We start from the raw sequence: 20987 nt of genomic DNA on the forward strand, positions 1-20987 counted from the left end.
GGGGGAGGGGGGCTGATCGCTCGTCACTGCTGGGGTCTCGCCGGCCACTACTTGGACGTCCTGATCTCCACCAGCATGTGGGGGCGTCCCTGCTCGTCGGCGCTCTCGCCCACCGCCTTCCACGAGTTGGCGGGGACGTCGACGGACTTCTCCTCCTCGCCGACGGTCAGGTCGACCTGGGTCGCGTACTCGTTCGTCTTCACGCCGTAGACGGACGGGATCTCCATCGTCAGCCAGCCGCTGTCACCGGTGACTTCGAAGCAGACGCTCGACGCCTCGCGCGAGTAGACCTCCAGCTGACCGGTGCCCGGCGCACAGGAGGCCAGCACGATGTGTCCGTCGCCCCGCTTGAGGACGATGCCCTGCTCCTCGAGGACCTTGTCCGCCTGCGGATAGGCGAAGTCCTCGACGGCGTAGCCGGGAGCCTCGTCGGCGACCGCGCGCACGGAGGTGCCGCTCCTCCCGGCCGAGTCGCCGGCGCCGGCCGCCACCACTGCCGCCAGTGCCCCCGCGGCGACCGCGACAGCCGCGGTTCGCGCCAGGAAACGCCCCTTGGACCACGAGGTCCCGATACGTGCTTTGCTCTTCATTACCGTCCTACGGGTCGATACGAACGCAATGTCCGGTACGCGTTGCGGAATGGGCGGCACTGGACGGCTTCAACTCGCCCTGAGAACCCCCCGGATTATTCCGCCACCGGACCGCTTGAAGGGGTTCCGGGACGCACCCGCACCCCCTGCGGCCCCCCGATGGAAGTCGGCCCGAATAGTTTTGTCCAACCCTTTAACCACCACAAAAAGGTCACCCCACACAACCTCAGCGTGACCTGCGTCACCCAAGAAAAGGTTGCCTTCTCACTTATGAAGATCCTGTGATCTTTCCTTGGAGTAAAGGTGACCATCTCTCGATCCTCGCAGTGAACTGCTCTCCCAGAATTAGAATTCGCCAATTTTTTCCCGGCGGAATAAGGGTGGCGATTCGGTGACGGACAGGTAATGTTTCGCCGCGCAACATGTAAAGCTGACGGCAGGTCAGTTCTGCTTTCCTGTCCCAGTGTTGGACGTTTCGTCCACCAACACACTCGCGTATCCCGTACGGGAAGGATGCTCACTTTGTCAGCGTCACTGTGGAGCAGACGCCGCATACTCACCACCATCGCCGCGACGGGCGCCGTACCCGCCCTGCCCGGCGTGGCGTTGCTCGCCGCCGGCCCCGCCGGGGCCGCCGAGGGCGACTCCGGAGACACCGACACCGATCTGCCGGACACCGACCGGGGCAGGGCGGTATGGCAGTACAAGATCGGCGGCGTCGCCGTCCGCGAGGCGGCGGCCGCCGCCCTGACCGGGTCCCAGGCCGCCGTCTCCACCTTCCTCACCAGTGAACTCCCCGTCGCCCAGGCGGAGGACAACCGCTTCGCCGTGCTCACGGGCCTCCCCCACGCGGGCAAGTCCGCCCAGCAGTCCGCCGAGGCCGCGCTGACGGCCGGCGACGACGCCGTCACCGCCTACCTGACCGACGGTTACGTCGAGCCGGTGACGACCGACCTACGGGTCGCGGTGCTCACCATCCTGAACAACAGCGGCCCCGCAGTGGCCCGCGAGGCCACCAAGGCCCTGAACACGGGCACCGCCCAGGCCATGCGCACCTTCCTGGACGAGACCCAGTACACGGCGCAGGCCGAGGACGAGAGGGTCGAAGTCTTCACGATCCTCAACACCGCCTCCCCCGAGGTGAAGAAGTACGCCGAGCAGGCCCTGTCCGACGGGACGCCCGCCGCCATCCACCGCTTCCTGGTCTCCGGTCAGTTCATCGCGCGGGCCCGCGACGAGGAGAGCGCGACGATCGAGCAGCTGGTCGCCGTGGTGGAGCGCGAGGGCAAGCAGGCCGGCCTCAAGTCGGAGCAGGCCGTGGCAGCCTCGGACCGGGCCAAGAAGGCCGCGGAGGAGGCGAAGGCCGCTGCTCAGAAGGCGGCTGAGGAGGCCCTGGCGGCCAAGGAGGACGTCCGCAAGTCGGCGCGCGCGGCCAACAACGCCGCCAACGCCGCCCGCGGCGCGGCCAACGCCGCCAACACCGCGATCGCCGCCTCCCGCACGGCTCAGGCCGCCTCGGGCCGGGCCGCGCGGGCCGCCCAGGCCGCCGCCGCAGCCGCCGCGGCGGCGGGCGGCGCGGCCTCCCGCGCCTACGGTGCGGCCATCGCGGCGTCCAAGGACGCCTCCAAGGCCTCCGCCGCGCGCAGTGCGGCCGAGGGTGCCCGGAACGCCGCGCGCCGCGCGCGCACCGCCGCGAAGGCCGCCGACCACGCCGCGGCGGCTTCCCGGCAGTCCTACGCCGCCGGTGCCGCCGCCGCGGGCGCGGCGCAGAACGCCGCCGTCGCCGCGAACGAGGCCGCGAACGCCGCCGCTTCGGCGGGTGTGGCCACGTCCCAGGCCGCCGCCGCCCGGCAGGCCGCCGCCGAGGCCAACGCCGCCGCCGCGCGCGCCACCCGGGCCGCCGGTACCGCCCGAAGCCTTTCCGACCGGGCCGCAGCCGCGGCGGCGGTCGCACGGGACGCCGCCAACAGCGCCGCAGACCACGCCGACGCGGCCGCGGACGCGGCCGACGAGGCGGCCGCGCACGCCGGTGAGGCGGTCGAGTACGCCAAGCGTTCCACCGCCTACGCCGAGGCCGCGGTCAAGGCCGCGACCACGGCCGCCGACGCGGTCGAGGAGGCCAAAGCCGTGGAGGCGGCCGCGCGTGAGGCGGAGACCGCCCGCATCACCCAGGACACGGAACTCGGCGTCCTGGAGGCCAGGCTGAGGGCGCAGGCCGAGATCGACGACGCCAAGCAGGCCGACAACCGGCGCACCCTGGCCGACCAGACGGCCGCGGAGACGAAGAACACGATCGCGGCAGCGGAGGCGGCCCTGCGGGCCGGCGACACCGCCCAGGCCGTCACCGAGGGCCGCAAGGCCGCCGTACGGCTCCTGGACTCGGCCGGCAGCTGGACCCGTGCCGCGGCCGAGTTCGCCCTCGCGGGCGCCGACCAGGACGTTCTCAACTGGGTCGGCGCCGACCGTCTCCTCGCCCAGCGCCAGGACGACCGCGAGACGGTGCTGACCGTCGCCGAGTCGGCCAAGCCTGCCGTCGCCGAAGCGGCCCACCGGGCACTGGCCGACGAGAACGAGGACGCCCCCACCGAGTTCCTCGCGTCCGGCGTCCTCGAGGCCGCGGCCACGGACAACCGGGTCACCGTGTTCTCCGTCCTGAACGAGGACCCGGGCAAGGCCGTCAAGGCGAAGGCCGAGGCGGCACTCGCCGACGGCAGCGCCCTGGCGCTGCACCGCTTCCTCAACGTGGAGCTGGCGGAGGCCGTCAAGCAGGACGACCAGGTCGAGATCTTCCGCCTCCTCGAATCCGGCGGCCCCTACATGAAGTCGGCCGCGGAGATCGTGCTGGAGGGCTCGGCGCGCATGCGGCGGTACTTCGTCGCCCGCGACAAGTACTACATCGCGCGGCTCGACGAGGACCACGCCACGCACGTGGCCGCCATCCGCGCCACCATCGCCCACGCCGCGAAGGTCGCCGCGAAGGCGCTGGAGGACGCGGCGCTGGCGTCGAAGGCGGCGGCCGAGGCCCGGCAGGCCGCCGAGGAGGCCTCCGACTGGGCGGCGAAGGCGAAGGACCACGCCGACGCCGCCGCCGACGCCGCCGCGGACGCCAAGGCCAACGCGGACGCCGCCGACCAGTCCGCGTCCGACGCGGCCAAGTCAGCCGCCAGCGCGTCGCAGGCCGCGACGGTGGCCCGCGGCGCGGCCCGGACGGCGAACTACTCCATGCGGCAGGCGTCGGCGTCCGCCCGCGCGGCCGTCGCCTCCGCCGCCGAGGCACAGGCCTCCGCCGCCAGCGCCCGGGCCGCGAAGCTGCAGGCCGGCGCCGACGCGGCAGCCGCCGCCGACGCCGCCAGCGAGGCGAAGGCCATCGTGGCGGCCAAGCGGAAGGCGGAGGCCGCCGAGAAGGCGCGCCAGGCCGCGGAGAAGGCCGCGCAGGACAAGGCGAACGGGACCAACCCCTCCCAGAGCTCCGACCACGACAAGCCCTGGTACTACGACTGGGAGCTGTGGCCGGAGGACATCGGTTCGGCCAAGCAGTGGGCGACGGTCACCGGGCACTGGAGCACGATCGCGGGCGGCGCGGGCGTCGTCCTCGGTGTGGGCGCCCTGCTCTTCCCGCCCGCCGCACCGGCACTGCTGGCGGCGGCCGGCGCCGTCGGTCTCGTGTCCTGGGGGCTGCAGGGGACGAGTGCCCTGCTGCACGGCATCGCGGACAACTGGCAGGGCAGCGACTTCCACAGTGCGCTCGGCATGTTCGCGGTGGGCGGCATCTTCCTCGGCAAGGGCAAGCTGCTCAGCAAGTTCGGCGGCCTGGACGACGTCGCGGAGGATGTCGGTGCGAAGATCTCCGGCGCGGTGAGTGACGCCACGACCACAGTCGTCGGCTGGCTGACCTGGTAGCGGACGCACGCAACCGGCAGGGGTGGGACGGGATATGATCGCCGTCCCACCTCAATGCCGTCATCGCGGCGGTCCGCAGCGGCTCGGAAGAGGGAAGTGCCCATGCTGACGCCCGACATGTCCGTCACCCAATGGTGGGTCATGGCCGTTGTGTCCGGCATCGCCCTCACCCTCGCCGCGCAGTCCCTGGCCACGAAGAGGTGGCAGCGCATCGCCGCGGTACTGCCGCCCCTGGCGGGCGCCGCGGTCATCGGCGGGCAGACCCTGGCCCGGGACAGCGACGTGAAGCAGGCGCTCTTCCTGTTCACCCTCGTCGCCCTCGTTCTGGTGGTGCTGCGGCTCGTCTATGCCAAGTACTTCGCCCGCCAGCTCGCCCTGCACCGCGCGGGCCAGCCGGCGGACGAGGTGACCAAGGGCCAACTGGTCGTCTTCCTCGTCATCTTCGTGGCGACGACGGTGCTCGTGGCCTTTCTCATCGGATGAGCCGCCCTCCCGGGGCGTGTGGCGGCCTCCTCCCCACCGCCTACCCGACAGCTGAGGACCGCCCGTGCTCCTTCCGTTCGCCGTGTTCGCGCTCCTGGTCTGTGACCTGGTCCTCACCTGCGTGCTCCTGCGGTGGCTGCCCGTGCGTCGGGAGCGGTGGATCGCCCTCGTGACGCTCCCCTCGGCAGCGGCGCTGACACTCGTCCTCGGGGCCGGTGCGCGAGTGCCGTGGCAGGCGGCGTGCGCGGCGTGCGCCGGGTTCCTGTGCGGGACGGTTCTGGCGCTGCTGCCGTTCAGGGGCTGGGTGTCCTCCTGGACACTGCCTGTGGCGGGAGCGGAACGGCTGCGCTGGTCCGAAGTGCTGCTGGTACTGCTGGGTTCGCTGACCCCGCTGTCGACGAAGCGGACGGACGCGGCCCAGCGCAAGGCGTTCGCGGTCCGCGAGGTAGTGCGGGAGCGCGGCCCGTTCCCGCATCCGATGGGTGCCGCCCTCCTCGTCCTGCCGGTGCTCTGCGCGGTGAGCGCCGGCTGGGCGGCGGGCTGACGCCGGTGGACGGGCGCCGGGGGACGCCGCGCGCCGCCCGCCCCCGCCGGCGGTCAGTGTCCCGGGGGCGGCTGCGGAGTGCCGTACCGCTCCCGCAACTCCACCTTGCGCACCTTCCCGGACACGGTCATCGGGAAGGAGTCGAGGAGTTGGAGGCGGCTGGGCACCTTGTAGTGGGCCAACTGCCCGTCGCAGTAGGCCCGCAGTTCCTCCAGGGTGAGCGGGTCGGCGGCGTCGCGCGGGACGACGCAGGCCAGCACCTCCTCGCCGTAGCGCTCGTGCGGCACGCCGACCACCTGGACGTCCGCGATCTTCGGGTGGCCGTACAGGAACTCCTCGACCTCGCGGGGGTAGATGTTCTCGCCGCCCCGGATGATCATGTCCTTGATGCGGCCGACGATCTCCACGTACCCGTCCTCGCGCATCACCGCGAGGTCGCCGGTGTGCATCCAGCGGCCCGGGTCGATGGCCTCGGCGGTCTTCTCGGGCTCCTCCCAGTAGCCGAGCATCACGCTGTAGCCGCGGGTGCGCAGTTCGCCCGCCCCGCCGCGCGGCAGGGTCACGCCGGTGACCGGGTCGACGACCTTGACCTCGATGTGCGGCAGGACGCGGCCGACGGTGCCGGTGCGGTGTTCGAGGTCGTCGTCCATGCGGGTCTGCAGGGAGACCGGGGAGGTCTCGGTCATGCCGTAGCAGATGGAGACCTGCTCCATGTGCATCTCGGCGACCACCCGTTTCATCACCTCCACCGGGCAGGGGGAGCCCGCCATGATGCCGGTGCGCAGGGAGGTGAGGTCGTAGGAGGCGAAGTCCGGCAGGTTCAGCTCCGCGATGAACATCGTCGGGACGCCGTACAGAGACGTGCACCGCTCCCGCTGCACCGCCTCCAGCGTGGCGACCGGCTCGAAGGACGGGGCGGGGATGACGATGCAGGCGCCGTGGGAGGTGGCGCCGAGGTTCCCCATGACCATGCCGAAGCAGTGGTAGAAGGGCACCGGCAGACAGACCCGGTCCTGCTCCGTGTAGCCGACCGTGCGGCCCACCCAGTAGCCGTTGTTGAGGATGTTGTGGTGGGAGAGGGTGGCGCCCTTGGGGAAGCCGGTGGTGCCGGAGGTGTACTGGATGTTGACCGGGTCGTCGCAGCTCACCTCGGCGGCGAGCGCGTCGACCCGCTCCTGCGGCACCGAGGCGGCGGACGCGGTGAGCGCGTCCCAGGACGGGTCGCCGATGTAGACGGTCTCGCGCAGTGCGGGGCACCGGCCGCGGACCTGCTCCACGATCGCCCGGTAGTCGCTGCTCTTGTGGGCGAGCGAGGCGACCAGCAGGGTGATGCCGGACTGCTGGAGCACGAACTCCAGTTCATGGGCCCGGTAGGCCGGGTTGACGTTCACCATGATGACGCCGATGCGGGCGGTGGCGTACTGGACGAGGACCCACTCGGGGCAGTTGACCGCCCAGACGCCGACCCGGTCGCCCTTGGTGACGCCCTTCGCGAGCAGTCCCCGCGCCACCTCGTCGACGGCCGCACCGAACTCGGCGTAGGTCCAGCGCCGTCCGGACGGGACGTCGACCAGGGCCTCGCGGTCCGGGTGGGCGGCGACCGCGCGGGCGAGGTCGGCGCCGATGGTGTCGCCGAGCAGCGGGGTGGTGCTGGTGCCGTGGGCGTAGGAGAGGCGGGTCACCGGAAATCCTCCTCGCGGTACTCGTTCGCGGAACCGGCCGCCGTGGCCTCGCGCAGCTCGATGCGGCGGATCTTGCCGGAGACGGTCTTGGGCAGTTCCCCGAACTCCAGGCGGCGCACCCGCTTGTAGGGGGCGAGGGTCTGGCGGGAGTGCTCGAAGAGCACCTTCGCGGTGTCCGGTCCCGGCTCCCAGCCCGCCGCCGGCACGATGTACGCCTTCGGCACCGCCAGGCGCAGTTCGTCCGGGGCCGGCACGACCGCGGCCTCCGCGACGGCCTCGTGCTCCAGCAGGGCGCTCTCCAGCTCGAAGGGGCTGATCTTGTAGTCGGAGGCCTTGAACACGTCGTCGGCCCGGCCCACGTAGGTGAGGTAGCCGTCCTCGTCGCGCGCGCCGATGTCGCCGGTGCGGTAGTAGCCGCCCGCCATCGCCTCGGCCGTGCGGTCCGCGTCGCCGTGGTAGCCGGTCATCAGGCCGACCGGGTGCTCGGACAGGTCCAGGGCGATCTCGCCCTCGTCGGCGCCGGGCGCGCCGGTCACCGGGTCGAGCAGCTCGACGCGGTAGCCGGGGCTGGGGCGGCCCATCGAGCCGGTCTTGAGCACCTGACCGGGGCTGTTGGAGACCTGGACGGCGGTCTCGGTCTGCCCGAAGCCGTCCCGGACGGTCCTCCCCCACACGCGGCGGACCTGCTCGATCACCTCGGGATTGAGGGGCTCACCGGCGGCGAGGACTTCGCGGGGCGGGGTGGCGAGCTGCGCCAGGTCGGCCTGGATGAGCATGCGCCACACGGTGGGCGGGGCGCAGAAGGTGGTGACGCCGGCCCGGTCCATCTCGGCCATCAGCCGGCTCGCGTCGAACCGGGTGTAGTTGTACAGGAAGACGGTCGCCTCGGCGTTCCACGGCGCGAACAGGTTCGACCAGGCGTGCTTGGCCCAGCCGGGTGAGGAGATGTTCAGGTGCACGTCGCCGGGGGTCAGCCCGATCCAGTACATGGTCGCCAGGTGCCCCACGGGGTAGGACACGTGGGTGTGCTCGACCAGCTTGGGGCGGGCGGTGGTGCCCGAGGTGAAGTACAGCATCAGCGGGTCGTCGGCGGCGGTGGGGCCATCCGGGGTGAAGGCGTCGGAGGCCGTGTACACGTCCTCGTAGCGCCGCCAGCCGGGCGCCGTCGCCGCGCCGCCGCCGACCGCGACACGCGTGTAGTCGCCGGGCACGTCGTCGAACTTGCCGGTGTCCCCGGCCCGCACGATCACGTGCTTCACCCGGCCCCGGTCGACACGGTCGCGCAGGTCGGCGGGGCCGAGCAGGGTGGTGGCCGGGATGACGACGGCGCGCAGCTTCATCGCGGCCAGCGCGGTCTCCCACAGCTCCACCTGGTTGCCGAGCATGACGAGGATGCGGTCCTCCGGGCCGACGCCCCACTCGCGCAGGCGGTTCGCGACGCGGTCGGAGCGGGCGGACATCTCTGCGAAGGAGACCCGGACCTCGCGGCCGTCCTCCTCGACGATGTGCAGGGCGGTGCGGTCGTTCCCGTCGGCGATGACGTCGAACCAGTCCAGCGCCCAGTTGAAGTTCTCGGGGCGGGGCCACCGGAACCCCTCGTAGGCGGCGGTGTAGTCCTCGCGGTGTTCCAGCAGGAAGTCCCGTGCGGTGCGGAACAGCTCCGTGGCCGTCGTCATCTGTCCTCCTCGGTGCCGGACCTTGCCGGGCGGCTCTGTGCCATCGTCTAATCCGTGATGTGGGTCTCACTACCCCCGAACGGGGGTGTGCGTCCCGGGACGGCGGTCGTGAGGGAGGTCGGAGCCGGTGGCGGTGGACGCGGCGGACGCGGCTCAGATCCGCAGCGCGCTGGTGCGGCTGCGGCGTACGACCGGGCTGCCCGTCGCCTTCGGCGGACTGGTGGAGTCCGGGCGGCGCCAGGTGCGCATCAGCGAGCTGAGCGGCACGGCCACGACGGCGCTCAGCGCGCTGGCGGTGACCGCCGGCAACGGGCTCGGCGGCCGGGCGGTGGCGCTGTCGCGGCCGTGCGCGGTGACGGACTACTCCGTCTCCCGGCAGATCAGCCACGAGTACGACCTGCCCGTCGCCGCCGAGGGCCTGCGCTCGGTCCTCGCGGTACCGGTGGTCGTACGGCGCCGGGTGCGCGGCGTCCTGTACGGCGCGCTGCGCACGGCCCAGCCGCTGGGCGACCGCACGCTGGGTGCGGCCGTGGCGGCGGCACGGGACGCGGAGCAGGCGCTGGTGCTGCGGGAGGAGGCGGGCGAGCTGCTGGCGGCGGCCGCGCCCGCGCCCGGCCCGGCGGGCGGGGCGGCCTGGGAGCAGGTGCGGGAGGCGCACGCGGCGCTGCGGGCACTGGCACCGAGGATCACGGACCCGGCGCTGCGGGACGAGCTGCTGCGCGCGTGCGGCCTGCTGGTGGCGGGGGACGGTCCCGTCCCGGGGCCCCGGCTGGCGCCGCGCGAGGTGGACGTGCTGGCCTGTGTGGCCGCGGGCGCGACGAACGGGGAGGCGGCCGAGCGGCTCGGGGTGGGCGCGGAGACCGTCAAGAGCTACCTGCGCTCGGCCATGCGCAAGCTCGGCGCCCGCACCCGCACGGAAGCCGTCGCGTCGGCCCGCCGTACGGGGTGGCTGCCCTAGCCGGCGGACTGGTCCGGACTTGTCTCGGCGGTGTTTGTTTTCGGTGGCCCGGTGTTTGTTATTGGGGTCACCTCGCCGTCCCTCCGTGAGGCAATGCGCCGATGCCTAATATTGGCCCGGACACGACACACGGAGGGGAGCGGTCACCGTGCCACGGGACTTCGCGGACGCTGCCGGCAGCCGCTCCGACCTGGTCATCGGGCGGGAGGAGTCGTTCGGCGCGGCGCGTGAGCAGCTCACCCGGGGCGGCAGTGTGTTGCTGCACGGGCCCGCCGGAATTGGAAAGTCGACGGTCCTGCGCACCCTGGCCGCGGAATACGCCGGTACCGCGCACACCGTGTTGCGCTGCTCGGCCACCGAGTCCGAATCGCATCTCCCCTTCCTCGCCCTCGCCGACCTCCTGGGCCTGGTCCTCGACGAGGTCTCCCCCGCGCTGCCCGCCGCCCAGCGCACCGCGCTGGAGTCCGCGCTGACCGGCCGCGGCGAGTCCACCCTCCAGCGCGACGGCCTCGCGCTGCGCCTGGCCGTGCTGTCCGCGCTGCGTGCCCTCGCCGCCGCGGGGCCCGTCCTCGTCGTCGCCGACGACCTCCAGTGGCTGGATCCGGCCAGCACGGAACTCCTCGGCTTCGCCGCCCGCCGCCTGGGCGACACCCCGGTGCGGCTGCTGTGCGCGGTGCGCACCGAGGGACCCGAGACCCAGGACGCGGAGTACGACCGGCATCTGCGCGCCGTTCCGCCGGACACCCGCGCGGTGCGCCTGGGGCCGCTGACCCGCGCCCAGGTGTCGACGCTGCTTGGCGGACGCGGCTACTCGGGCCTGCACCGTTCCACGGTCCGCGACATCCACCGCACCAGCGGCGGCAATCCGCTGTTCGCCCTGGAACTGGGCCGGGCCCTGGCCGAGAGCCCCGCGGCACCGCGCCCGGGCGAGCCGCTGCCGGTGCCGACCTCGCTGCGCGCCCTGGTCCTGTCCCGCCTGGAGATGCTGTCGGACGAGGCGCGCCGCACCCTCCTGGTGGCCAGCGCCGGCGCCCGCCCCACCCCGGCGCTGCTGCACGCGGCCGGCCGGGAGAACGCCGAGGCGGAGACCGCACAGGCGGCGGCGCTCGGGCTGCTGGCGCCCGACCCGGAGGGACCGACCGTACGGTTCGCGCATCCGCTGATCTCGGCCGCGCTGTACGCCGAGGCACCGGCGCCGGAGCGGCGGGCCGCGCACGCCGCGCTGTCCACGGCCGCCTCCGACCCGATCGAGCGCGCCCGGCACCTGGCGCTGGCCACCACCGGCACCGACCCCCGGGTGGCGGCCCGGCTGGCCCAGGCCGCGGCGCTGGCCCGGGACCGCGGGGCGCCGTCGGTGGCGGCCTCGCTGGGGCTGCTCGCCGCCCACCACACCCCGGCGGACGGCACACCGGGCCCGGACGAGCGCCGGCTGACGGCCGCCGAGGACGCGATCACCGCGGGCGAGCAGGACCTCGCCCGGGACGTCGCCCGCGAGGTGCTGACCCGGGCCACCGCGCCCGGGGAGCGGGTACGGGCCTGGATGGCGGTGATCGAGGCGGCCGGGCAGGCCATCGGCGAGGTCGACGCCGTCTTCCCGCAGGCTCTGGCCGACGCGGGCGACGACCCGCGGCTGCTCGCCCTGGTCCACTACCAGCTGGCCTGGCGCTCCCTGGTGGTGCAGGGCGACTTCGCCCAGGGGCGTCAGGAGGCCGCGCACGCGGCCCGGCTGGCGGCGCGGGCCGGGGACCGGCGCACCGAGCTGCTCGCGCTCGCCTTCCAGGCGCAGTCGGAGACGCTGATGGGCCACCCGGACGCCCCGGCGACCATCCAGCGGGCGCTCCAGGAGCCGCAGGACCCGCGGGTGGCGTGCCACCACAACGGGGCGGGCTCCTCCCGGTTCCGGTGGCTGGTGATGAGCGACCGGCTGGCCGAGGCGCGGACCACCGTCACCGCGCTGCTGCGCGAGGTGCGCCGACGCGGCATGGCCGAGAGCGAGGTCCACTACCTGCGGTTCCTCGCGGAGACCGAACTGCACTCCGGCCACTGCGGCCGGGCCCTGGAACTGTCCCGGGAGAGCCTGACCCTGGCGCGCGACGCGGGCATCGGGGAGGGCGCGGGCGCGATGCAGGCCGCGCTCGCCGAGGCCGCGGGCGGCGATCCCGACCGGGCCCTGGAGCTGGCGCGGGAGGCGGTGCGGCGGGCGGAGGGGGACGGCGACGCCGTGTACCTGTCGCGGGCGCTGGCCGCGCTCGGCCACGCCCACCTGGCGGCGGGCGACGCGGCGGCGGCCGTACGGGTGCTGCGCCGGGTGCGGGAGCTGGAGGCCGGCGCGGGCATCACCGACCCGGCGCGCGGCCGGTGGCAGGGCGACCTCGCGGAGGCGCTGGTGCGCACCGGGGAGCCGGCCGAGGCCATGGACGTCATCGAGGTCACCCGGGCGCACGCGCTGCGGCTCGGGCGTCAGAGCGTGCTCGCCGTCCTGGACCGGTCCGAGGCGCTGGTGCGGGCGGCGCGGGGCGAACACCGGGCGGCCGTGGCGCGGTTGGCGTCGGCGCGGGAGCGTCTTGCCGGGCTGGGGTTCGGCCTCGAGGAGGCCCGGGCGGTCTTCGCGCTGGCCGAGCTGCACGCCGAACGGCCGGGCCGGGCCCCGGAGTCGGCGTCGTACGACGAGGCGGCGCGGCTGTTCCGGCGGTGCCGGGCGCTGCCCTGGCTGCGGCGGGTGGAGGCAGCCGTCGCGGCGCGGGCCGCCGGGACACCCCCGGTGCCGGCCGCCGAGCCGGACACGCTGGCGGGGCTCGCCGCGATGGAGCGCCAGGTGGCCTCGCTCGTGATGGAGGGCGCGACCAACCGGGAGATCGCCGCCCGGCTGTTCGTCAGCGTCAAGACCGTCGAGGCGACCCTGACCCGGGTCTACCGCAAGCTGGGGATCCGGTCCCGGGTCGACATCGTCCGGCTGGCGGCGGGCCGGCGCCCCGACTGAGACGGGCCGTCCCGGCGGCCGTCGGGTTTACCGGCGGTAAACCGAGGGTTTTCCCTGCCCGACGCCCTTAGGGGGTTCCCTCATTGGGCGGTCCGGACCGCCGGTTCTAGCGTGAGCACGTGCCGCTCGCCCGGGCATACGGGGATCTGTCCCGAGACCCCCGTGCACCCCCACGCCCGTGCGACCCCCCACCGGCAACCACCTGAGGAGACTCATGTCCGGGCTCACTCGTTCCAGACCGGCCGCCGTTTGACCCCCTGAGTACCCCTCAGGCGCAAGACCAGGGGGCGTTGCGGGCCTCCACGAGCGGCCCGCAACGCTCCCTCTCCATGTCCGCCGCCCCCGGGGGCTCGCGTGTCAGTCGCGTACGGTGCCGAAGCGGATGTCGTACGCGGCTCGGGGGTGCAGCGTCGCGAGCATCCGCTCGCCCTCGGCCACGATCTCGTCCCGCCGCGTCTTCGAGGGGCGCTCGAAGACCTCGACGACCAGGGCGTCGCCGGCCGGCTTCCACAGTCCGGCCACGAAGCCGTCGACCAGCAGGACGCGGTAGGCCTGGTTCTTCTTCCAGGTGCGGCCCTTGTGCTCGGGCGGGACGACGCGGGCGCGGTCGGCGTGGGAGAGGAGCAGGTTGTCGAACTCGGGCAGGAAGCGCGGCGGGGCCGGGGTGTCCGGGTCGGGGCGCGGCGCGTCGGGGAGGTCGAAGAGTTCGGTGCCGCCCGGGTCCCGGAAGGTGACGAGGCGGGGACGGAGCCGTTCGAAGGCGTCCCGGAGCCGGGTCAGACCGGCCCAGGTCTGCATGTCCTGCACCGAGGCGGGCCCGAACGCGGCGAGGTAGCGCAGCACGGTGTCGTCGGGAGCGGGCGCCGGCCGCGCGGGGCGGCCGAGCCAGTGCTCGGCGGTGGTGAGCGTGACCTGGCCGCTGCGGTCCCACAGTCCGCGCGGCGTCACCTGGACGAGCGGGAGCCGGCAGCGGGCGGCGACGGACAGGGCCTGCGGGTCGGCGTCGGGCCACTCGGGGCCGAGGGCCTCGCGCAGCTGCCCCGGGGTGCGTGGCTCGGCCTCGACCAGTTCCCGGGCGAGATGGGCGAGCCGGTCCAGGTCGACGCCGGTCAGGCCCTCGCGGAACGTCCTCAGCTCCCGTTCCCGGGCGGCCTGCACCAGGGGCCGCAGGGTGAGGCAGTCGTCGGCGGTGTGGGTGTGGATGGTCGAGCGCAGGGTGACGAGCCGGGCGACGCGGCGGTCGGCCATCGGCGTGGACAGGTCCTCGGGCGTGAAGCCGTCGAGGCGGGCGGCGAGCGCGTAGTACGGGGGCTTCACGTTCTGGGCCTGGAGTCCGACGAGGTGCGCGACGGCGGCCTCGGCGGACATCGCCGCGCGGCGCAGCAGCAACTGGCGGGCCAGGGTGGCGCGGTTGAGGGCCCGGATGCCGAGGACGGGGGCGGTCGTTCCAGCCTTGGTCGTCATGCGGTGCACGCTAGCGGGGATCGAGGACGGATTCTGTCCTCGATCCCCGCTCCGCTCGGCCGCCGCGGCCCAGCTCCACGGCGAAGCGGGCGCCGGCCAGCAGGGCGAGGTGCGAGACCCACAGCCACACCAGGAAGACGACGACACCGGCCAGGGAGCCGTACAGCCGGCCGTAGGTGCCGATGCCGGAGGCGTAGAGGGAGAAGGCCGCCGAGGAGGCCAGCCACAGCAGTGCCGCCAGGGCGCCGCCGGGGACCGCCTGCCTGCGGCGGCGGGCCGCGGCGGGGCCGGTGCGGAACAGGACCAGGACCAGCAGCGCGACCAGGCACAGCAGCAGCGGCCAGCGCAGCAGGGACCAGGCGGTGGTCGCCGTCGGTGCGATGCCGAACCATCGCCCGAGGGCCTGGGCCAGCGGCCCCGTCAGGAGCAGCACCAGGGCGCTGGCGACGAGCAGCCCGAGCAGGCTCAGCGCGGTCAGGACGATGCGGTGCAGCCGGTGCCACAGGGGGCGCCGGTCGGGCACGCCGTGCATCGCGTGCAGGGCGCGCCGGAAGACCGCCAGATAGCTGGAGGCGGACCACAGCGCGGCCACACCGCCCGCGACGGCCACGGTCAGGGCGGCGGAGCGCTCCCCGGCCGCCTCGTGCAGGGTGCGGTGCAGTTCGGCCCCGGACTGGGCGGGCGCCCAGGAGGTCACGTCGGCGATGAGCCGGTCGGTCAGGTCCGGGGCGACCAGGCCCATGAGGGACGCGGTGACGACGAGGGCGGGCACCAGGGCGAGGACGGCGTAGTAGGTGAGGGCGGCGGCCCAGTCGGAGACGTTGTCGTCCCACAGGGCGCGCGGCACCCGGCGCAGCGCGCCCGTCCACGGCACGGAGCGGTCCCGGAGCCGGGTCAGGCGGGCCTCCAGGTACGCCGTCATCGCGCACGCCGCTCGCGCGTGGCCGGGGCCGGGCGGGCGGCCCGTCCCGCGGCCCCGGTGCCCGTCACCGGGTCCTCCGGTCGCCGGGGGCCGGGAACGCGCGCCGGTCCGTGCCGTGGTCCACCAGGTGCCCCAGCACCGCGCCGAAGCCTCCGAACCGCCCGGCGAAGGCCGGCGCCATGCCCGCCGGCATGCCGATCACCGCTCTGCTCATCACGCACCTCCGCCTGGAAACCTGCTCCGGATCCCGCCCGTCACTCCACACGCGTCTCCACCGGGCGCTCGGGGATCCCGCGCGCCGCCGTGCCCGCGGTCTCGACGACCACGACGTCGGCGATGGAGCTGCGGACGGCGACCGTGACCGACGCGGTGTGAACGACCGCCGTGCGTCAGCAGGTGGGGCGGTAGGGCAGGCGGGGCAGGAGTTCGGACCACCGGGCGGGGGTGAGGTCGCCGTCGGTGCGGTCGCAGACCCGGCGGAGCGCCTGGTCCGTGTCCAGCGTCCAGATCCTGGCCGTCAGGTCGTTGCCCGCCGAGGCCAGGGTGTCGCCGCCGGGCGCGAAGGCGACCGACGTGACGGTGTCCAGGTGCCCCGTGAGCGCGTCGCCGAAGGCCTCGGCGCGGGCGGGGTCGGTCACGTTCCACAGGCGGACTGTGTGGTCCTCGCCGCCGCTGGCGAGGGTGCGGCCGTCCGGGGCGAAGGACACCGAGGTGACGCCGCCGCGGTGGCCGGTCAGTTCGCCGCCCAGGGGGCGGGCCCGGCCGGGGTCGGTGACGTCCCAGAGCCGTACCGTGCGGTCCCGGCCGCCGGTGGCGAGGACGGGGCCCTTCGGCGCGAAGGCGACCGCGTTGACCCAGTCGCCGTGGGCGGTCAGGGGCTCGCCGACGGGCCGGGGCCGGTCCCGGTCGCGCACGTCCCACAGCCGGGCGGTCTTGTCCTGGCTGCCGGTGGCGAGCGTGTGCCCGTCCGGGGAGAAGGCCACGGAGCCGACCCAGTCGGTGTGGCCGGTCAGGGGTGTGCCGACGGGGCGTACGTCGTCGGGGTCGCGCACGTCCCACAGGCGGACCCGCTCGTCGACGCCGCCGGTGGCGAGGGTGCGGCCGTCCGGGGAGAAGGCCGCGGTGAGGACACCGCCCAGGTGGGCGTCCGGGACGGTGGCCGCGGGGACGGGCCGGGCCGGGTCGGAGACGTCCCACAGCCGCAGGGTGCCGTCCTCGGCGCCGGACGCGACGGCGCGGCCGTCCGGCGCGAAGGCCGCGGTCAGGACGGGTGCCTCGTGGCCGGTGAGGGGGCGCGGCAGCGGGCGCGGGGGCCCCGGCCGGCCGACGTCCCAGAGCCGGACCAGGGCGTCGTCGGTGCTGGCGGCGGCGAACAGCCTGCCCGTGGGGTCGTAGGCCACGGAGGTGACCGGGTTGGTGAAGTCGGTCAGGACGCTGTCCGGCAGGTGCCACACGCGGACGCTGTGGTCGGCGCCGGTGGTGGCGAGGGTGCGGCCGTCCGGGCCGTAGGCCAGGTCCCACAGGCCCTCGGTGTGCCCGGTCAGCGGTTCGCCGATCCGGTGCGGGTAGGCGGGGTTGGCGACGTTCCACAGGATGACGGTGTCGTCCTGCGCGGCGCTGGCCAGCGTGTGTCCGTCCGGGCTGAACTCCACCGACCACACGGCGGCGGTGTGCGCGGTCAGCGGTTCGCCCAGCGGGCGCAGACCGCCGGTGGCCGTGCCGGACCCGCCCGTGCGCGACACCTCCCACAGGCGCACCGTGTCGTCGTAGCCGGCGGTGGCGAGGGTGTCGCCGTCCGGGGAGAACGCCACCGACCAGACCGCCGCGTCGTGGGCGTGCCGGGGCTCGCCGAGCGGGACCGGTCCGTCGGCGCCGTCCGGGCGCCACAGCCGTACGGTCCCGGTGTGCCCGGCGGTGGCCAGGGTGCGGCCGTCCGGGGCGAAGGCGACGTCCCGGACGCTGCGCGCGTCGGCGCGGGCCGGTGCGCCGACGGGCGCCGGCCGGGCCGGGTCGCCCAGGTCCCACAGGCGCAGGGTGCCGTCGTCGCCGGCGGTGGCGAGGGTGCGGCCGTCGGGGGCGAAGGCGACGGAGGTGACGGACTCGCCCCCGTGGCCGACCAGGGGCTCGCCCAGGGGCCGGGGCCGGGCGCGGTCCCGGGTGTCCCACAGCCGGATGCCGCCGTCGTGCCCGGCCGCCACCAGCACCGTGCCGTCCGGCGCGTACGCCACCGCGCCCACCGGGCCGCCGGCGATCCGCAGCGGCCGGCCGAGCCGCTCGCCGGACCCGGCCGTGTCCCACAGCCGTACGGTGCCGTCGTGACCGCCGCTGGCGAGGGTGCGGCCGTCTGGGGCGAAGGCCACGGCGCTGCCGATGTCGTCGTGTCCGGGCAGCCGGGTGGACAGCACCCGGCCCGCGTCCGTGGTGAGCGCGGTGCGCAGTTCGGGGGTGGTGCGCATGCCGAGCGCGGCGACGTCCAGCCGGGCGGAGAGGGCGGCGTTGGTCTCACGCAGCCGGTCGGCCTCCGCGGTGATCCGGCCGAAGACGGCCTCGTCCCGCTCGGCCTGGGCGGTGGCCCGCGCCCGGAGCGCGACGACGGCGGTGCCCGAGGCGACCAGGACCAGCAGCGCGAGGACGGCCGACAGTCCGCGCCTGAGCCACACCGCGCGCCGCCGCCGGTGGAGCGACGCGGCCAGGAACTCGCGCTCCACGGGGGTCAGTTCCCCCGGTGCCGGTTCCCCGCCGCGCTCGTCCCGCGCGAAGGCCTCGCGGGCGGCGGCCAGCCGGGAGCCCGCGTAGAGCGCGGCGTTCTCCCGGCCGAGGGTCAGCCAGGTGCGGGCGGCCTCGGAGAGCGCCCGGTGGACGCGGAGCCGGTCGCGTTCGGCGTCGATCCAGCCGCGCAGCCGGGGCCAGGCGGTGATGAGTGCCTCGTGGGCGAGTTCGACGGTGCCGTCGTCGAAGGTGAGCAGCCGGGCGGCGACCAGCCGGTCCAGCACGGCGCGGGTGCCGTCCCGGTCGCCGAGGTCGAGTTCCGCGTGCTCGGCGGGGCGCCGGGTGTCGGGGGTGCCGTCGCCCGGGGCGACCAGCCGCAGCAGGATCCGGCGCGCGAGGTCGGCCTGGGGTGGGGTGAGTTCGCCGTACACCTCCTCGGCGGTGCGGACGACGGCGCCGCGCAGTCCTCCGGCCGCCTCGTAGCCGGCGACGGTCAGGGTCCGGCCGGTGCGGTGCCGCCAGGTCTCCAGCAGCGCGTGCGACATCAGCGGCAGTCCGCCCGGCGCGTCCTCGACCTCGTCGAGCAGCCGGGTGGTCAGGGCGCGTTCGACGACCAGTGAGGCCGCGGCGGCGGGCCGGACGACGGCCTCCCGCAGCTCCTCGCGGCTCATCGGACCGGCCAGCAGGGTCGCGTCCTGCAACGCTGCGGTGAGGCCGGGGTGTTCGGCGCAGCGCCCGAGGAAGTCGGCGCGTACGGCGACCACGACGCGCAGCCGGCTGCCGGGGCCGGTGGCGGTCAGGAGCCGGTCGACGAAGGCGTTCCGCTCGGCCGGGTCGGCGCAGAGGGTGTACAGCTCCTCGAACTGGTCGACGATCAGCCAGGTGTCGGCGTCCGTGTCCGGCACGGGGTCGAGCCGGTCCGCGTGGGTGGTCGTCGGGGCCGCGCCGGGGGTGAGGATGCGGACGGCCGCGGGGGCGGCGGGTGCGTCGGCGCCGGTTGCGGGCGTGCGCAGGCGGGGGATCAGACCGGCCCGCAGCAGGGAGGACTTGCCGCTGCCCGAGGGGCCGAAGACGGCGGTGAAGCGGTGCCGGCGGGTCAGTCCGTCCAGGCGGTCCACCAGTCGGTCGCGGCCGAAGAACAGGGCGGCGTCGTCCGGTTCGTAGCGGGCCAGACCGCGGTAGGGCGGGCGGGTCTCCTCGTCGGCGGTGGCGAGTGCGGCGGCCTCCGCGCTCGCCGCCCGCCAGCGCCGCTCCCATTCCTCCGGGTCGCCGCCGCACACGTCGACGTAGGCGAGGGTCACCGCGAGGGTGGGCAGTTGCCGTCCGGCGGCCGCCTGCGACAGGGCGGTCACCGAGAACGGGACCTGGTCGGCCATCGTCCGGTACGTCGGCCGCCCCACCGATTCGCGCAGGGCGCGGAGTTCGGCGGCGAACCGCTGTACCGGTCCGGCCGCGGGGTCCAGCCGTCGTTCCCGGCGTCCCACTCCGTTTCCGCCCACGTGTGCCCCGCCCCCGCCGTCGCTCTCGGTCCCCGCCCGGGCGCCCACGGTAGGGAGGCGCGGCAGCGGGCGGCAAGCGCCGGGCTGCTCATCGGGGGGTGGCGCACGGGGAGTTCACGGTGCCTTCACACCGGGTCCGCACGGTTCCGGTCCGCTCCGCGGGGCCCGCCGCATTGTTCAGTGCCGGGTGCGGGCTGCTGAACAACGGTGGCCCGCGGTGGAATCGGTGGCCGGGGGGTGTGCGGGGTGGCACGGCGCCGGGTTTGCCACGGCCGCGCCACCCGCACCCGTTCCCCCCTGACGAGAACACCCGTGTCCGGAGCAGGCACAGCCCGGAGAAGGCACAGGAAGGAAGTGATCCGATGACCACCGAGGCGACCCGTCGGCCGTGGAGCGTGACGCTGGCGGTGGTGCTGGTGATGCTGGGGACGCTGGTCGCGGCGACGACGGCGGCCGGCCCGGGGGAGGCGGCGGCCCTGGTGCTCCTGCTGCTGGCGGTCTGCTTCTGGTTCGCCGTCCGGGCGGGCCGCGGCCGGCGCGGCGCCCGGACCGCGGTGAGCTGTCTGACCGCGGTGATCCTGGTCGTCGCCGCGCCGTTCGCCCTCGACGATCCGCTGTACGGCGGCACCACGCTGCTGCTCGCCGCGCTGCTCGCCGTCCCGGGCGTGGTCCTGCTGTACCTGCCGGCCGCCGAGGCGTACGTGCGGGTCCGCAGCGGGGACAGCGGCGAGGAGTACGAGGAGTACGCGGGATGACCGAGCCGCCGCGGGACGAACCGGTCCGGTCCGCCGGTCCGCCTCCGGAGCCCGGCCCCGGCGAGGTCCGGGACCCCGGCCCCGACTACGGGCGGGTGGCTCCCCGGGAGCCGCGTGTGCCCGATCCGCTCGCCGTGGCCGTCGGCAACGCCTCGCTGCTCGGGGCGGGTTACCTGATCGCGGGGCGCCGGGCGCTGTTCTGGGCCGCCGCGGTGGTCACGGTGTCCCTGCTGTGGCTGACGTACGCGGTCGCCGAGACGTGGTGCGAGCTGCTCGTGGTGCTGTGGTGGGCGGCGGTCGTCGGGCACGGCTGGAGGCTCGGGCGGCGGCACCCGGCGGCCACGCCCCGGCGCGACCAGCGGCTGCTCGCGCTCGCGCTGACCGTGCCGGTACTGGCGGCCGCCGGATGGGTGCGGTTCGACGCGCACGGGGTCGAGGACGACGTCGCGGACGCCCGCGCGGACGGGGACTGCGGGGCCGCGGTGGCCGCTCAGGACGGGGTGGCGTTCCGGCACCGGCTGCTCGCCGCGCCGTCGGCCGCCCGGGGCGACGCGGTGGTCGAGGCGTGCGAGCGGCTGGACACGGCCGGGAGCTATCTCAGCGGCGGGCTGACGGGTGACCTGGACTCGCTGGAGACCGGTTTCCGGCGGCTCGGCGCGGTGCTCGGCGAGTCCGGCAACGAGCAGACCGTCAGGACGACGCTGGACCGCTTCCTCGGCCGGCTGCCCACCGACGACGGCTGTCTGACCGTGACCATCGCGGACTGGCTGCGGAGCACGCCCCCGGGCCCGGGGCCCTGACCGGCCCGGCCTCCGCCACCGCGGC

Annotated in this window: 14 protein-coding genes; 7 read left to right on the plus strand and 7 right to left on the minus strand. The window is 75.0% G+C overall.

The annotated features are described in order from the left end of the window. Positions 1-47: 47 nt before the first annotated feature. Positions 48-590 (minus strand): hypothetical protein, encoded by a 543-nt coding sequence (locus tag ACZ56V_RS21165; protein WP_398916102.1) that lies wholly within the window; start codon positions 588-590, stop codon positions 48-50. Positions 591-1112: 522 nt separating this feature from the next. Between ACZ56V_RS21165 and ACZ56V_RS21170 the strand changes: the two genes are divergently transcribed. From ACZ56V_RS21170 to ACZ56V_RS21180, 3 genes are all read left to right on the plus strand, one after another. Continuing rightward, positions 1113-4490, plus strand: coding sequence for an ALF repeat-containing protein (locus ACZ56V_RS21170; RefSeq protein ID WP_468944266.1), 3378 nt, complete (start codon positions 1113-1115; stop codon positions 4488-4490). Between the two features lie 102 nt (positions 4491-4592). Continuing rightward, entirely contained in the window at positions 4593-4973 is a 381-nt protein-coding gene (locus ACZ56V_RS21175) for a hypothetical protein (protein WP_398913368.1), read from the plus strand. 64 nt (positions 4974-5037) lie between these two features. Continuing rightward, positions 5038-5517 carry a hypothetical protein gene (locus ACZ56V_RS21180; protein WP_398913370.1) on the plus strand — a complete coding sequence of 160 codons (480 nt, stop codon included), beginning with the start codon at positions 5038-5040 and terminating at the stop codon, positions 5515-5517. Between the two features lie 53 nt (positions 5518-5570). On the opposite strand, the gene lbuL is transcribed toward ACZ56V_RS21180, so the two are convergent. Continuing rightward, on the minus strand, positions 5571-7199 hold the full coding sequence (lbuL, locus tag ACZ56V_RS21185) for a linear/branched/unsaturated fatty acid:CoA ligase LbuL (RefSeq protein ID WP_467381002.1): 1629 nt from the start codon (positions 7197-7199) through the stop codon (positions 5571-5573). Further along, a complete protein-coding gene (gene ibuL, locus ACZ56V_RS21190; RefSeq protein ID WP_468944272.1) occupies positions 7196-8875 on the minus strand; it encodes an isobutyrate:CoA ligase IbuL in 1680 nt (559 codons plus the stop codon). The genes lbuL and ibuL overlap by 4 nt, the downstream gene beginning before the upstream one ends. Before the next feature lie 127 nt (positions 8876-9002). Between ibuL and ACZ56V_RS21195 the strand changes: the two genes are divergently transcribed. Together ACZ56V_RS21195 and ACZ56V_RS21200 are read left to right on the plus strand one after the other, a co-directional pair. Next, on the plus strand, positions 9003-9833 hold the full coding sequence (locus tag ACZ56V_RS21195) for a response regulator transcription factor (protein WP_398913376.1): 831 nt from the start codon (positions 9003-9005) through the stop codon (positions 9831-9833). A 148-nt stretch (positions 9834-9981) separates the two neighbouring features. After that, a complete protein-coding gene (locus tag ACZ56V_RS21200) occupies positions 9982-12813 on the plus strand; it encodes an AAA family ATPase (protein ID WP_468944275.1) in 2832 nt (943 codons plus the stop codon). A 357-nt stretch (positions 12814-13170) separates the two neighbouring features. On the opposite strand, the gene ACZ56V_RS21205 is transcribed toward ACZ56V_RS21200, so the two are convergent. The 4 genes from ACZ56V_RS21205 to ACZ56V_RS21220 form a co-directional block, all read right to left on the minus strand. Further along, the gene (locus ACZ56V_RS21205) at positions 13171-14277 is read right to left on the minus strand and encodes a winged helix DNA-binding domain-containing protein (protein WP_468944278.1); all 1107 of its coding nucleotides are present in this window, start codon (positions 14275-14277) and stop codon (positions 13171-13173) included. A 10-nt stretch (positions 14278-14287) separates the two neighbouring features. Then, positions 14288-15199 (minus strand): YihY/virulence factor BrkB family protein, encoded by a 912-nt coding sequence (locus ACZ56V_RS21210; RefSeq protein WP_468944280.1) that lies wholly within the window; start codon positions 15197-15199, stop codon positions 14288-14290. Positions 15200-15263: 64 nt separating this feature from the next. Next, positions 15264-15413 (minus strand): hypothetical protein, encoded by a 150-nt coding sequence (locus tag ACZ56V_RS21215; RefSeq protein WP_398913383.1) that lies wholly within the window; start codon positions 15411-15413, stop codon positions 15264-15266. A gap of 175 nt (positions 15414-15588) precedes the next feature. Further along, positions 15589-19392: an nSTAND1 domain-containing NTPase gene (locus ACZ56V_RS21220; protein ID WP_468944283.1), complete on the minus strand. Its 3804-nt coding sequence runs from the start codon at positions 19390-19392 to the stop codon at positions 15589-15591. A gap of 377 nt (positions 19393-19769) precedes the next feature. Between ACZ56V_RS21220 and ACZ56V_RS21225 the strand changes: the two genes are divergently transcribed. Together ACZ56V_RS21225 and ACZ56V_RS21230 are read left to right on the plus strand one after the other, a co-directional pair. Next, the gene (locus tag ACZ56V_RS21225; protein WP_356372544.1) at positions 19770-20162 is read left to right on the plus strand and encodes a hypothetical protein; all 393 of its coding nucleotides are present in this window, start codon (positions 19770-19772) and stop codon (positions 20160-20162) included. Further along, complete coding sequence (locus ACZ56V_RS21230; RefSeq protein WP_468944286.1) at positions 20159-20962, plus strand: hypothetical protein; 804 nt, start codon at positions 20159-20161, stop codon at positions 20960-20962. Before ACZ56V_RS21225 ends, ACZ56V_RS21230 begins: the two co-directional genes overlap by 4 nt. Positions 20963-20987: the final 25 nt, after the last annotated feature.

It is taken from the genome of Streptomyces sp. NPDC034099 (assembly GCF_055575415.1).